General features: G+C 66.9%; 14 protein-coding genes and 1 pseudogene. 9 read left to right on the plus strand and 6 right to left on the minus strand.

Features of this window, described 5'->3' with window-relative positions:
- Positions 1-166: 166 nt before the first annotated feature.
- A pseudogene (locus tag MKL20_RS19990) lies at positions 167-282 on the minus strand (IS5/IS1182 family transposase); the annotation flags it as partial.
- 389 nt (positions 283-671) lie between these two features.
- Between MKL20_RS19990 and MKL20_RS19995 the strand changes: the two are divergent.
- From MKL20_RS19995 to MKL20_RS20020, 6 genes are all read left to right on the plus strand, one after another.
- Positions 672-923, plus strand: coding sequence for a hypothetical protein (locus MKL20_RS19995; RefSeq protein WP_244038138.1), 252 nt, complete (start codon positions 672-674; stop codon positions 921-923).
- Positions 924-972: 49 nt separating this feature from the next.
- The gene (locus MKL20_RS20000; RefSeq protein ID WP_243969617.1) at positions 973-1125 is read left to right on the plus strand and encodes a hypothetical protein; all 153 of its coding nucleotides are present in this window, start codon (positions 973-975) and stop codon (positions 1123-1125) included.
- A gap of 384 nt (positions 1126-1509) precedes the next feature.
- Positions 1510-2178: a cell division protein DivIVA gene (locus MKL20_RS20005; RefSeq protein ID WP_244038139.1), complete on the plus strand. Its 669-nt coding sequence runs from the start codon at positions 1510-1512 to the stop codon at positions 2176-2178.
- A 60-nt stretch (positions 2179-2238) separates the two neighbouring features.
- Positions 2239-2751 (plus strand): hypothetical protein, encoded by a 513-nt coding sequence (locus MKL20_RS20010; protein ID WP_244038140.1) that lies wholly within the window; start codon positions 2239-2241, stop codon positions 2749-2751.
- A gap of 34 nt (positions 2752-2785) precedes the next feature.
- Positions 2786-3298 (plus strand): hypothetical protein, encoded by a 513-nt coding sequence (locus MKL20_RS20015; protein ID WP_244038141.1) that lies wholly within the window; start codon positions 2786-2788, stop codon positions 3296-3298.
- Between the two features lie 383 nt (positions 3299-3681).
- Positions 3682-4605: an FRG domain-containing protein gene (locus MKL20_RS20020; protein ID WP_244038142.1), complete on the plus strand. Its 924-nt coding sequence runs from the start codon at positions 3682-3684 to the stop codon at positions 4603-4605.
- A 333-nt stretch (positions 4606-4938) separates the two neighbouring features.
- Here the strand turns inward: MKL20_RS20020 and MKL20_RS20025 are convergent, their stop codons facing one another.
- From MKL20_RS20025 to MKL20_RS20040, 4 genes are all read right to left on the minus strand, one after another.
- Positions 4939-5157, minus strand: a complete 219-nt coding sequence (locus MKL20_RS20025; RefSeq protein ID WP_244038143.1) for a hypothetical protein — start codon at positions 5155-5157, stop codon at positions 4939-4941.
- Positions 5154-5816, minus strand: coding sequence for an acyl-homoserine-lactone synthase (locus MKL20_RS20030; protein WP_244038144.1), 663 nt, complete (start codon positions 5814-5816; stop codon positions 5154-5156). The genes MKL20_RS20025 and MKL20_RS20030 overlap by 4 nt, the downstream gene beginning before the upstream one ends.
- 85 nt (positions 5817-5901) lie before the next feature.
- On the minus strand, positions 5902-6633 hold the full coding sequence (locus MKL20_RS33170; RefSeq protein ID WP_244038145.1) for an autoinducer binding domain-containing protein: 732 nt from the start codon (positions 6631-6633) through the stop codon (positions 5902-5904).
- Positions 6634-6804: 171 nt separating this feature from the next.
- Positions 6805-7386, minus strand: coding sequence for a DNA-3-methyladenine glycosylase (locus MKL20_RS20040; RefSeq protein ID WP_244038146.1), 582 nt, complete (start codon positions 7384-7386; stop codon positions 6805-6807).
- A gap of 321 nt (positions 7387-7707) precedes the next feature.
- Here MKL20_RS20040 and MKL20_RS20045 point away from each other — a divergent pair, with 321 nt between their 5' ends.
- Positions 7708-9438 (plus strand): adenylate/guanylate cyclase domain-containing protein, encoded by a 1731-nt coding sequence (locus tag MKL20_RS20045; protein WP_244038147.1) that lies wholly within the window; start codon positions 7708-7710, stop codon positions 9436-9438.
- A gap of 44 nt (positions 9439-9482) precedes the next feature.
- Here the strand turns inward: MKL20_RS20045 and MKL20_RS20050 are convergent, their stop codons facing one another.
- Positions 9483-9938, minus strand: a complete 456-nt coding sequence (locus MKL20_RS20050; RefSeq protein ID WP_244038148.1) for a MarR family winged helix-turn-helix transcriptional regulator — start codon at positions 9936-9938, stop codon at positions 9483-9485.
- Positions 9939-10105: 167 nt separating this feature from the next.
- Here MKL20_RS20050 and MKL20_RS20055 point away from each other — a divergent pair, with 167 nt between their 5' ends.
- Entirely contained in the window at positions 10106-10735 is a 630-nt protein-coding gene (locus MKL20_RS20055; protein ID WP_244038149.1) for a glutathione binding-like protein, read from the plus strand.
- Positions 10732-11430 (plus strand): glutathione S-transferase family protein, encoded by a 699-nt coding sequence (locus tag MKL20_RS20060; protein ID WP_244038150.1) that lies wholly within the window; start codon positions 10732-10734, stop codon positions 11428-11430. Before MKL20_RS20055 ends, MKL20_RS20060 begins: the two co-directional genes overlap by 4 nt.
- Positions 11431-11774: the final 344 nt, after the last annotated feature.

Here is an 11774-nt window from a genome sequence, read left to right on the forward strand (position 1 = left end):
GCAAAAGTATGGACTTGATGACAATTCTTTAAATAAATAATTCCCTTTTATTATCTCGTGACATGACGAAACTGATACTTACGGTTCAGTTTTAATTTAACTGAATAACAAGCGAGGGCATAACAATTTTACTATCGAAAATCTATTTATTATTATAAAATGAAATTTTGTCAGTCGAGTTCGGGCCAGTGGCAGGGCCCCTTCTTTGGCCGGGACAGACGCGCTGTCCAGGCTCGCCCGGCTCCAGTCGATCTCGCCGGCCGCGTGCAGGCGCTCTAGCAGCCGCAGCCCATCGATGCAGACGTCGTCGGCAGAGCAGCGCCAGCACTACCGGACGCTGACCCGCGCCATGATCTACGCTGCGCTGGAAGATGGATCTTGAATTGTGAGCGGGCTTGGCGGTGTTGTTTCACGTCACGCGCGCGACCCGAACACGGTCCCGGCAAGCCCAATACACGGCGGGTCCGGAGGGGGGCCGTTGCCGAGTGGCTTGATCGAGCTGTCTCCCCGGGATCGGCTGTCACCGCGCCGCTCGAGCCCGACCGCGCGGCGTTGATCCGTGGCGTCATCGTGGGCACAGTGCGCGCCGATCGACAGTATCGAGACCGACAGGACTGGACGCGATCCGTGACGCTTCCCATCGAGCCCCTGACGGCGAAGGGCGACCCAACGTGACGCGCCCGGACATTCCGGCCGACAAGCTGGCCGAGGTGGCCGGGCTGGCGACGGCGCTGGCCGACCGTATCCTCGAACAGCACGCTGCGGGTGCGACGATCCCGCCGAATCAGTTCCACATGCTCGTCAACGCGACCCGGATGCTGCAGGACCACGGCGTGGCGTGGCCGGCGGCGGTCGATCGCGTTCTGACGGAGGTCGCCCGGCGCGCCGAGGCGATCTCGGACGGCGATGACCGCGTCTCATGACCGTGATACGGCTCTTCCGCGCCCCGAAGCGATCCTGGCAGGGCCGGCCATGAATCCTGTCGTCCTGGCCCTGATGGTCGCGCTGCTGACAGCGTGGATCGGGATCGGCATCGTGGTGATCGCCTACGGCACGCCGCTCGGCGTCGCGCTTTACGTCCTGGCCATCGTCGCCACGAACCCGCGGGTCTGGCGGTTGCGGTGACGGATACGCCAGCGATGCGGCGGATCGCGGGGCAGACGCTAGCGACGGCCTCAGATCAGGTAGATGACAGGGGCTGGCTTCGTCTTGATCGGCGCTTGTCCAACCCACACCCCTCATCCTGAGGTGGCGACGCGCAGCGGCGCCCTCGAAGGAGCCCTCCAGGTATCGCGCGCAGACTGGAGGGCTCCTTCGAGGCTCGCTGCGCTCGCGCCTCAGGATGAGGGGGGTTGGGTTGGATGATCGTCGATCAGAACCGACTGACGGTCGTGTCCGTTTCGAGGCGAGCGAAGCCGCCAAGATGCAACCCAAAGGCGAAAATTAAGGTTTTGTTAACCATATCGTGGCCGTCTCGCAGCAACCTCCGCTGCCTCCCGGAAGACCTGCATGGCCACGGCTGCCCAATTCCCCTGGCCCACGGTCCTGACGCAGCTCGCTGCCGGCCTGGACGAGATCGCCGCCAAACCGGCCGCCGAGATCCTGCGGCTCCGGTCCTCCCTCGGCGTCGCGGAATCCCCGCCGACGCTGCTGATTGGGGCCGCGGCAGGCGCTGAGCCGCCGACCGTTCCGACCGCCGTGGACGTCGGCTCGCCCGTCGCGGCGGCGCGATCCGAGGGCGTCGACGACTGGATGGGCACCCTCGACATCATCAACGGCATGGCTGGTCTCGCCGACGAGCAGGAGCGGCGCCGGAGGGAGCAAGGCATGTCCCATCAAGCCGCGCTGACCGCGTTGCGTCAGGAGCTCCAGCACGCCGAGGAGAAGCGTCGCGCGGCGGAGATGCGCACCCGCGAGGTTCAGGCGCAGTCCGACATCCGGCTGCAGCGCGCGCAAGCCGATGCCAACGCCCAGGTTCAGGACATCCGCGCCGAGGCGGAGGCGCGGGTCCGGATGATCCGCACCGAAGCGGAGGCCCTGGTGCGCCAGGCGGAGGAGCGGGCGCGCGTCGCGGACCTGCGCGCCTCCACGGCCGAGCAGTGGCTGCAGCGCATCGATACCGCGGCCAAGAAGCTGCTTTCGGGCGGCCAGGCCAGCCCGGACCGGGCTCCCGCCTGAGCGCCGCATTCGGGCGGCCTGTCGTGCGCACACGACAAGACGCACCAACAGGGACGAACCATGGAACAGGCAAACCCGTCCTCGGCCGCGGCGCCGGACCCGTCCGGGACTGCAGTCCGGGACGCGCAGGAGCCGACGGCACGGTTCGGCACCGGCAACCTGGTCGTGTTGAGCGCGGCCACGGACGGTCGAGCCCAGGCGCAGGGTCGCGACGCGGAGCTTTTGATGGCGGAGAAGTGGCCGGGACTGCTGGAGCGGGTGCAAGGTGCGGCCCGGCATATCCGCGACGTCGAGGACCGGGCGCAGGAGCAGGAGCTGCACGTCCAGGAACTCCTGGAACAGATGCGGGTCGACATGGATGCGGCCCGGGCGCGGGTGCAGGCCGCCGAGCAGCAGACGCGCGACGTCCATGCGCAGGCCACCCGGATGATACAGGCCGCCGAGGAGCGGGCCGACGCGGCCGAGCAGATGCTCCAGCGCATCGCGGACACGATCGAGGCCGAGTTCGCGGTGCGCCCCGGTCACCAAGCCGGTGAGACACCGGGGGCGCGCGGCCGATCCTCCGCGGCGTGAGGCGCATCGCGATCGGCGGAGGCGTGGGAGCATCATGACGGCGACGATGAACGAAATGTTCTGGACACAGCTCGATGCGCGGATTGCGACGAACCGGCCTTCGCCCGAAGCGCCCGCGACCGCCGAGATCGTCCGATTGGCCGGCGCGGCGGATCCGGCGGCAAGTCCTGAGGAGCCCGCCGCAATGACGCCGCACGCCGTGGCGGACTGGACCCGGGTCCTGGACACGATCTCGGTCGCCAAGGATGCGGCCCAGCAGCAGGAGATCCGTCTGCGCGAGCAGGCCGCCGTCCGCGAGGCGCTCGCGGCCGACCTGCAACGGGCCCAACAGGAGATCCAAACCCTCGAGACGCTGCTGCGGGACACGCAGGCCCAGGCGGAGGAGGCTATCCGCGCGGTGCAGGCCCGCGCGGAGGCGCGCATCCGTGACGCGGAGGACTATGCGCGGGCGGCCGATCTGCGGGCGGCGGCGGCCGAAGACTGGTTGAGGCGGATCGAGCAGGCCAGCCGGGATCTGCTACCGGGCGACAGGCGCGCCGCCGCTTGAGCGTTCGATCGTGGGCTTTCGGTCGTTCAGGGTGCGCCGGGCCGGCACGAGAGCGCTCGCCGCCGAAGCGGATGCCGGTTCGGCGGCGAGCGCGCAGAATCAAGGACTTGGAGTCGAGCCCGCTTGCAACGCGATCGGGACCGGCTCCAGGGTCTGAACGCAATTAGCTTAGCCGTAAGGCGACTGGTTTCGACCCAATACGGTCATACGGACAGCTATCGGCACTTCCCAACAACGGTCATTCGTCGACCGGCTGTACCCCGGCAACCGAGCTGGTAGGCGACCGCGCAAAAGGGAACACTATTGCGCGGTCAAATTAGCCCTCGTGAGCCTTTGACGAAAAAGGGCTGGATTGCGCATAAGGGTCCGGGCATAATTTCAGCATGAACGCAGGTTCAATTTGTATCTGCGCGCCCTATGATATAACCGCCATGTCTCTTTTAATAAATAAACCCAAGATAAAACCACCTCCTAGAATAGGTGAGCTTATCGACCTCTTCAAAGTTCTGGCGGCTTCCAAGCCCGGCGAGGATGAGACAGCTGTTTACAGAGGGCATATTGAACCCGTAAACCTTCTAAAACCTTCGATATTTCGTAAGAATGAATATCGCAAGGATGAAAGAAGCATCCTCAGAGAGTTAATAGCAATACAGCCTAACGAGTTTCGGGATGATAAGTCTTCCTTCGAACAACTAGTCAGGATGCAGCATTACGGCATGCCAACTCGGCTACTCGATTTCACCTATAATCCCTTGGTAGGACTCTATTTTGCTGCGCAAGATGACACTAAAGATGGCGAGTTCCTGCAACTTACGACTACTAAAAAAGACATAAAGTATTTCGATAGCGATACAGTCAGTTGCATTTCAAATCTGTCTAATCTTCAAGGCCGGGAAAGAGATAAAATACGAAAAATGACATCTGATAACATTCTCAAGAGCAGCACGGAAGGCTTAAGACTGCTGCATTTCATTGCGGCAGAGAAGCCATATTTCCAGTCAAAGATTATTCTTGATGATCTAAGCAAAATAGTTGCTGTTCGCCCTAAGCAAACCAATCGTAGAATTATTGCTCAACAAGGCGGTTTTTTCTTATTCGGCTTAAAGACATCGCTGGCTGATGATAACGATTTCGGTATCAGAATAAAACGTGTTCCGGTTCCAGCCAGAAATAAGCATGCGATCCGAAGAGAATTGGATCAGATTAATATCAACGGAAGCACGCTTTTCCCTGAAATTGAGTCAGCAGCAAAATACATTCTTAGTAAGATCCCTATGGCAGACGATGCTGTGTTAGATTTTTCATAGCAGCACAAAAGACTTTAATTACAGCGATACGATTAGGGCATGACACAAATGAGCCACAGCCACCGGTTTGTTTTGTGCATCTGCTGGGACCATCCAAACGGACTTTCTCAGTTGAACCGATCATAACAGACCAACAAACCAGAGGGCCACCAAATGAACATCGTGAGCGTATTCATGGCGGTTGAGCGGGCGCGGCGGTGACATCCGCTTTCAGGCGTTGCTGCCCGAAAGGTGACTGACGGAAATCTAGCCATTGCAGACATCGCCACGGTCAAGCTGATTGGGCTCAGATCCTAGGCCGCTCCGGGTCGTGAAGACGGTGCCGGGCCCCCCTCAATGCAGCGTGTCATCCGCGCAGGTCTCGTCCCGCACGTCACGGGCCAGCGCCCGGCCGACATGCTCCACCAGCGGGCGCAGGGCGGCGAGCAGGCGCGGGTCGCCGAGCTCTTCCGCGGCACGCCACATCTCGATCGCGTGGTGGCCCAGGCGCACGATCGCCGGGTCCTCGCCTTCGCGCTTGCAGGCCCGGTCCAGGATGTCGGACATGCTCATGCGTGCAGCCTCCGCTCGGCGGGGACAGGCAGCCGAATCGCCGGTGCCCGCGGGGTGTGCAGGGGCGAGGCGTCGAGGCCGAAGAACCGGCGCGAGTCCGCGACCGTGTCGGGCCCCAGCCGGGCATAGACCGCCAGGATCGAATGGCCCTGATACGTGGTCGGCAGCCCGAGGGGCTCGACGTCCCAGCCGCAGGACATCAGCCGGTTGACCAGGATCGGGTGCGTCTGCGCCAGGAGCCCGTCGAGACCGCGCGCCCGCGCCACCTCGGCAGCGGCGGTAAAGATCCCGGCGGTGGCCGGATCGATACGGCTGGTGCGCCCCTCGCGCCGGGCCGGCAGGGTGCCGCAGCGGGTCCACTCGTAGATCGTGGCGCCCCGGGGCGCCGGCCCACGCTGCGCCAGCTGCGGGTAGACCTCGGTGAGCAGATGCGGCCGGGTCGTCGGCAGCAGCCGCGTGTAGGCGGTGATCGCGCCGTCTTCCAGGTAGGCCAAGTGGATGCAGCCGGGGCCGTCGAACTGGTCGATCTCGCGGCCGTCGGGCCGGCGGCACGCCTCCCAGTTCAGCCGCTCCACGAACAGCGCGTGCCGGAATCGGTAGATCTTTTCCAGCAGATCGCCGTGCTGGGAAATATTGTCGTCGTCGATAACCACAACCATGGATCATTCCCCCTTGGGGGCGTGATGCCGGGTGGTGGGTCCGAATGAGCCTCGTAAAATTACGAGGTCGGCGCAGGCCGGGTGGCTAGGCTATGATGCCCTGTCGCATGGCCTCGGCGACGCACTGGACGCGGTTGACCGCATCGAGCTTGCGGGCGGCGTTCCTGAGGTGGAACTCCACGGTCCGCTGCGAGGTGCTGAGGATCTCGGACGCCTCCCAGCTGGTCTTGCCGGCCGCGGTCCAGCGCAGGCACTCGATCTCCCGCGCGGTGAGCCGGGGCGCCTTGCGCACCGGGTTGCGTCCGCCCTCGCGGATCAGGGTCTCGGCCCGCTGGTAGGCGTAGATCGACACGAGGTGCAGCGCGGCCTTGGCCTCCTCGGACAGGTCGAGCCGGCTGGCGCCGAAGCTGACGCCGCCGCCCGGCCCGCTCAGGTGGTGGATCGGGACGCAGAACCCCTTCGACAATCCGAACTCGGTCGCCTCGCCCATCACCCGGGCGGCCCCGGCCTCGTCGGACCGGTAGGGCGCCTCGCTCCACAGGAACGGCTCGGTGGTGCGCTTCACGTGGTTCGCCACCGGGTCGATCCGCAGGTAGTCGCGCTCGAAATAGCGTTTCCGCCAGCCTTCCGGCCAGGACGGGACCAGGGCGCAGTTCTGCGTGGAGACCTCGTGCTCCGCCGGCAGGTTGGTGATGATGAAGACATCGTAGCCGAAATACGCGCCGGCCGACCGCATCTCGCGGAGGATGTCGGAAATCCTCGACGCCTGCTTGAGCCGGGCAACGATGTCGAAAGCCTTCTGGCTGTCCTGGGTCACTACAAGTCCGAATGCTTGTAAAATAAAATCTCTGAGACCTGTAGTTGCAGAAACTTCAGTCCGCTGGGGGGAAATCCATACATGAGGTTGCCGGGGTGGCCAAGTGCGCCCGGGCTGTTTCGGCACCCTCCATGGTTTCCGCGCTCCCGGCCCCCGTGGCGCGATCGGAGCTCACCCGGGTGGCGTGGATTCGGGGATCGCGGAGACCCGCCGCGCCGGCCGGCTGACGAAGCGGGAGCCGGCGAGCAGGAAGCGCCAGGGCGTCTCGGCGCCGCGGGTGATCCCGATGCGCCGGTCCGCCACCACCGGGACCGGCTCCGCCCGGGGCGCGAACCGGAACGGCGCCTCCGCCACCGGCAGGCCGTCCAGCGCCCCGGTGATGCCGAGGGCCTGGCACAGGCGGCCGGGCCCGGCGCAGAGCAGCCGCGGATCCGCCAGGCCCCGGCGCGCCGCCATGGCGGCCAGGCCCGCGGTCGGCTCGATCGCCCGGAGCAGCACCGCGCTGCCCGGCTCACAGACCAGGTTCAGGCACCAGTGCAGGCCGTAGGACCGGTAGACGTAGACGTGCCCGGGCGGCCCGAACATGCTGGCGTTCCGCTGGGTCGGGCCGGCGAAGCTGTGGGAAGCGGGGTCGGTCCGGTCATAGGCCTCCGTCTCGACGATGATCCCGCCCGCCTCGCCGACCCGGAGTTGCGCGCCGATCAGGTCCGCGGCCACCGCGGCGGCGCTCCGGCCGAAGAACGGGTCGGGCATCGGGTTCTTTCCAGGTGTCATCCAGCCTGGGCAACGCCCGGCGGACGGTTCGGTTGACGGCTCTCGCGCGGCCAGGGCCGGCCCCGGGCGCTTCGCACAATCGGGGGACGGGCCGCGCGATTCTTCGCCGGAAGCCGACCGGCGGCAAAGCCCTATCCGGCCGCTTCGAAGGGCGCGCGAAGGTTGTCCCGGCAGGCTTCTGTCCGGTCCTGACCTGAAACGCGCCGACAAGTAGCAATACAACGCAGGCCGCAGCCGCCGTTTGCTGGTACGAAGGCTGGACCAAGCGGGCCCGCTGCCGATCTCGTCGGACCTCCCAGGATGATGCGCACTCCGTCGCTCGCGACGCTCCGATCCGCCGCCGGAAGCCTGCCGGCCGCTCCGATCAACCCGCGCGCCCAAATCCGGTCCCTCCTCAGCCTGCGCCGCCTCCGCCTGGGCAGCGGGCTGGTGCTGTTCGCCTACATCCTCACCCACCTGACCAACCACGCGCTCGGCAACATCTCCCTCGACGCCATGGAGGACGGGCTCGAGATCGCCTCCGCCCTGTGGCTCAATCCGCTGGGCCTGGCGCTGCTCTACGGCGCGCTGCTGATCCATCTCGGGCTCGGGCTCCAGGCCCTCTATGCGGCCCGCTACTTCCGCTGGCGGCCCGGCGAGGTGGTGCAGATGGTCTCCGGGCTGCTGATCCCGCCGCTGCTCATCAGCCACATCGCGGCAACCCGGATCGCCTTCGCCACCGAGGGGCTCGACAAGGGCTACGCGCAGGAACTCTACGCCTTCTGGGTCGCCTCCCCGCTCAGCGGCGCGATGCAGGCGGCGATGCTGGTCATCGCCTGGATCCACGGCTGCTCCGGCCTGTATTTCTGGCTGCGGCTGAAGCCCGCCTTCGGGCGCGCGGCGCCCTGGCTGCTGGCGGTGGCGGTGCTGGTCCCGGTCCTGGCCCTGCTCGGCTTCGTGCAGGGCGGCCGGACGATCCTCGCCCTGGCGCAGGACCCGGCCTGGCGCGCCGTGGCGCTCCAGCCGGTCCATGTCGGGCTGCCCGATCAGGTGGCGCGGCTCGCCGCCATCCGGGACGGGATGCTGGCGACCTATGCCGGCCTCATCGCCGTGGTCATCGCCGCCCGCGGGGGCCGGACCCTGACGGAGATCAAGCGCGGCACGATCCGGCTCAGCTATCCCGACGGAAAGGTGGTGCGGGTGCCCCGCGGCACCAGCGTGCTGGAGGCGAGCCGGCGCAACCGGATCCCCCATGCCAGCGTCTGCGGCGGCCGCGGCCGGTGCTCGACCTGCCGGATCCGCGTGCTCGACGGCAGCGACCGGATCCCCCCCGCCGGCCGGGCCGAACGCGCCGTGCTGGAGCGGATCGCCGCCGGGCCGGGGGTGCGCCTCGCCTGCCAGTTCCGGCCCGAATCCGACCTCGCCGTGGTGCCGCTGTTCCCCCTGCCCCCGCGCGTCCGGCAGGCGGACCTGCTCGACCGGGCGCAGTCGGGCGAGGAGCGCTTCATCGTGGCGATGTTCGTCGACCTGCGCGGCTCGACCCGGCTCGCCGAGGAGCGCCTGCCCTACGACACGGTGTTCATCATCAACCGCTTCCTCGGCGCGGTCGGCGACGCGGTCCGGGAGGCCGGCGGCTCGACCAACCAGTTCCTGGGCGACGGCCTCCTGGCCCTGTTCGGCCTGGAGACCGACCCCGAGCCGGCGGCCCGCGACGCGCTGCGGGCGGTGGATCTGATCGCCGAGCACGTCGCCACCCTCAACGCGCTGCTGGCGACCGATCTGGAGCACACCCTGCGGTACGGGATCGGCGTCCATGCCGGCCCGGCGATCGTCGGCGCGATGGGCGACGCCACCGATGCCCGCTTCACCGCGCTCGGCGACACCGTCAACGTCGCCTCGCGCCTGCAGGGCCTGACCAAGGTTCTGGGTTGCATCGCGGTGGTCTCGGAGGCGGTCTACCGCGCCGCCAAGACCACCCCGACGGCGATCCGCGAGATCCCGGTGGAGGGCCGCTCCGAGCCGGTCCGGGTGAGCACGTTGGGGGTGCTCTGATCCGCTGCCTGGGCCATCGGCCGGGTCGCGCCCGTTGGATCGCCTCAGTCCGTCAGCTTCGCCAGGAGGCCGGCCAGGGCGTCGGCGCTGGACTCGTCCAGCTTGCGGCCGACATGATCGGACAGCGCCCTGCTGTAGACGGTCCACATCCTGGCCTGCATGGCCCGGCCGTCCTGCGTGATGACGACCCAGCGGCCGCGGCCATCCTCGCCCGACAGCTCCTTCTGAACGAGCCCCTTGCCTTCGAGGCGGTCGATCAGCCGGGACAGGTTGTACTGCGTCAGCAGGGTCCGCTTCTCGATCTCGAAGGGACGCAGGCGCCCCTCGGTGGCGCGGGCCAGTTCCAGCAGCACGTCGTACCAGCCGAGCGGCGGCAATCCGGCCGCTTTCAGATCAGCCTCGATCGCGGCGAGGACGATCCGTTGCGCGCGCATCAGGCCGATCCAGGCGGCGGTGATCGACGGCGGGACGGGACGGGGCGTATCGGTCGGCTCGGACATGGATGCAGATACATCTATCTTGACGGGCGGAGCGGGTACATGCTATTGCATCTATGTCGCTCTGGACAGGCCGTCACGGCCGATCCGGCCGAGGTCACGGAACCGCGCCCCTTTCGCCCACGCAACGTCGGGCGCTTGCCTCGGGGTACTTGCCGAAAGATCACGCCATGAAGCTCTATTACGCGACCGGAACCTGCTCGCTCTTCCCGCACATCGTCGCCAACGAGGTGGGCCTTTCCCTCGACCTCGAACGGGTCGACATCGCCCGGACGCCGCACGTCACCGAGGACGGGAGCGATTACGGCGCCGTCAATCCGAAGGGCTATGTCCCGGCGCTCAGGCTCGATGACGGTGCGATCCTCACGGAAGGCATCGCCATCGCCCTGTATCTCGCGGAGCTGAAGCTCGAACGCGGCCTGGCGCCGCCCCCCGGAACGCGCGAGCGGGCCGCGCTGCAATCCTGGCTCACCTTCGTCGCCACGGAGTTGCACAAGCTGTACAGCCCCTGGCTGTTTCACCCGGATTACGGGGCACAGGCCCAGGACGTGGCCCGCCGGAAGATCGGCGAAAGGCTGGCCTTCGTGGAGCGTCATCTGGCGGGCGGCGGTCCGTTCCTGCTCGGCGAAGGCTTCACGGCGGCCGATGCCTACCTGTTCACGATCGTCGGCTGGTCCGCCTACACGAAGATCGATCTGTCCGGATTCCAGCAGGTGCGCGCCTTCCTCGACCGCGTCGGCGCCCGCCCTGCGGTCCGCGCGGCGCGGCTGGCCGAGGGGCTGGAGGAGACGGCAGCATGACGACCGCGAGACGTGGGGCGCCGGCCCTCACGCTGGTCAGTCACCCGCTCTGTCCCTACGTCCAGCGCGCCGCCATCGCCTTGGCGGAAAAGGGGGTTTCGTTCGAAAGGCGGTCCGTGGATCTCGCCGCCAAGCCCGCGTGGTTCCAGGCGATCTCGCCGCTGGGCAAGGTTCCGCTGCTGATCGTCGGCCGGGCGGACGGCAGCGAGGCCGTGCTGTTCGAGAGCGCCGTCATCTGCGAATACCTGGAGGAGACGCAAGCCGGCCCGTCGCTGCATCCACGCGACGCGCTCGACCGGGCGCGCCATCGCGGCTGGATCGAGCTCGGATCGGCGATCCTGTCCGATCTCTGGGGTTTCGAGACGGCCACGGACGCGGCGACCTTCGCGTCGAAGCGCGCGGCGCTCGTGGCCAAGTTCGCGCGGGTCGAGGCGGCGCTCGGCGACGGTCCGTTCTTCGCGGGCCCGGCGTTCAGCCTGGTCGATGCGGCGTTCGCGCCGGTCTTCCGGTATTTCGACGTGTTCGACACGGTGGCGCCGACCAACGTCTTCGAGGCCTGCCCGAAGATCACGGCCTGGCGGGCGGCCCTCCGGACCCGGGACAGCGTCCGAAGCGCCGTCACTAAGGATTACGGCGACCGGCTCAAGGGCTTCCTGACAGCGCATGACGCGTGGCTGCTGAAGCTGGCGGCCTGACTGCGCCCCGCCGGGGCCGCCCTCCTCCGGCGAGGCCTACCGGATTCACATATCTTCGGACGAAGTACGGGGTCCCTCGCCCAAGCGGGATACGCGCCTCTCCCTCCCCCCTCTGCGGGCTACGATGTTCACACATCGGCTGGCGGAAGGCGCGACGCGCGCTCCTCCCCCTTGCGGGGAGGAGTTGGAGGTGGGGGTGGCTCAGAAGGCACCGGGACGCTTGATCCTGCACCACCCCCACCCCTGGCCCCACCCCGCAAGGGGGAGGGGAAACGCGTGGTGTTTCAGAGGCTTGCCGCAGAACAATCCCGATGTGTGAATCCGCTAGCCTCTGCGGGGGAGGG

It is taken from the genome of Methylobacterium sp. E-066 (assembly GCF_022829635.1).
Lineage (GTDB): Bacteria > Pseudomonadota > Alphaproteobacteria > Rhizobiales > Beijerinckiaceae > Methylobacterium.

Bases quoted from the DNA above. Each gene is read 5' to 3' on its own strand.
- MKL20_RS20010 (WP_244038140.1), top strand. From the start codon at position 2,239: ATGGAACAGGCAAACCCGTCCTCGGCCGCGGCGCCGGACCCGTCCGGG.
- MKL20_RS20005 (WP_244038139.1), top strand. From the start codon at position 1,510: ATGGCCACGGCTGCCCAATTCCCCTGGCCCACGGTCCTGACGCAGCTC.
- MKL20_RS20030 (WP_244038144.1), bottom strand. From the start codon at position 5,816: ATGGTTGTGGTTATCGACGACGACAATATTTCCCAGCACGGCGATCTG.
- MKL20_RS20025 (WP_244038143.1), bottom strand. From the start codon at position 5,157: ATGAGCATGTCCGACATCCTGGACCGGGCCTGCAAGCGCGAAGGCGAG.
- MKL20_RS20000 (WP_243969617.1), top strand. From the start codon at position 973: ATGAATCCTGTCGTCCTGGCCCTGATGGTCGCGCTGCTGACAGCGTGG.
- MKL20_RS20045 (WP_244038147.1), top strand. From the start codon at position 7,708: ATGATGCGCACTCCGTCGCTCGCGACGCTCCGATCCGCCGCCGGAAGC.
- MKL20_RS20050 (WP_244038148.1), bottom strand. From the start codon at position 9,938: ATGTCCGAGCCGACCGATACGCCCCGTCCCGTCCCGCCGTCGATCACC.
- MKL20_RS20020 (WP_244038142.1), top strand. From the start codon at position 3,682: ATGAACGCAGGTTCAATTTGTATCTGCGCGCCCTATGATATAACCGCC.
- MKL20_RS20015 (WP_244038141.1), top strand. From the start codon at position 2,786: ATGACGGCGACGATGAACGAAATGTTCTGGACACAGCTCGATGCGCGG.
- MKL20_RS20040 (WP_244038146.1), bottom strand. From the start codon at position 7,386: ATGCCCGACCCGTTCTTCGGCCGGAGCGCCGCCGCGGTGGCCGCGGAC.
- MKL20_RS20060 (WP_244038150.1), top strand. From the start codon at position 10,732: ATGACGACCGCGAGACGTGGGGCGCCGGCCCTCACGCTGGTCAGTCAC.
- MKL20_RS20055 (WP_244038149.1), top strand. From the start codon at position 10,106: ATGAAGCTCTATTACGCGACCGGAACCTGCTCGCTCTTCCCGCACATC.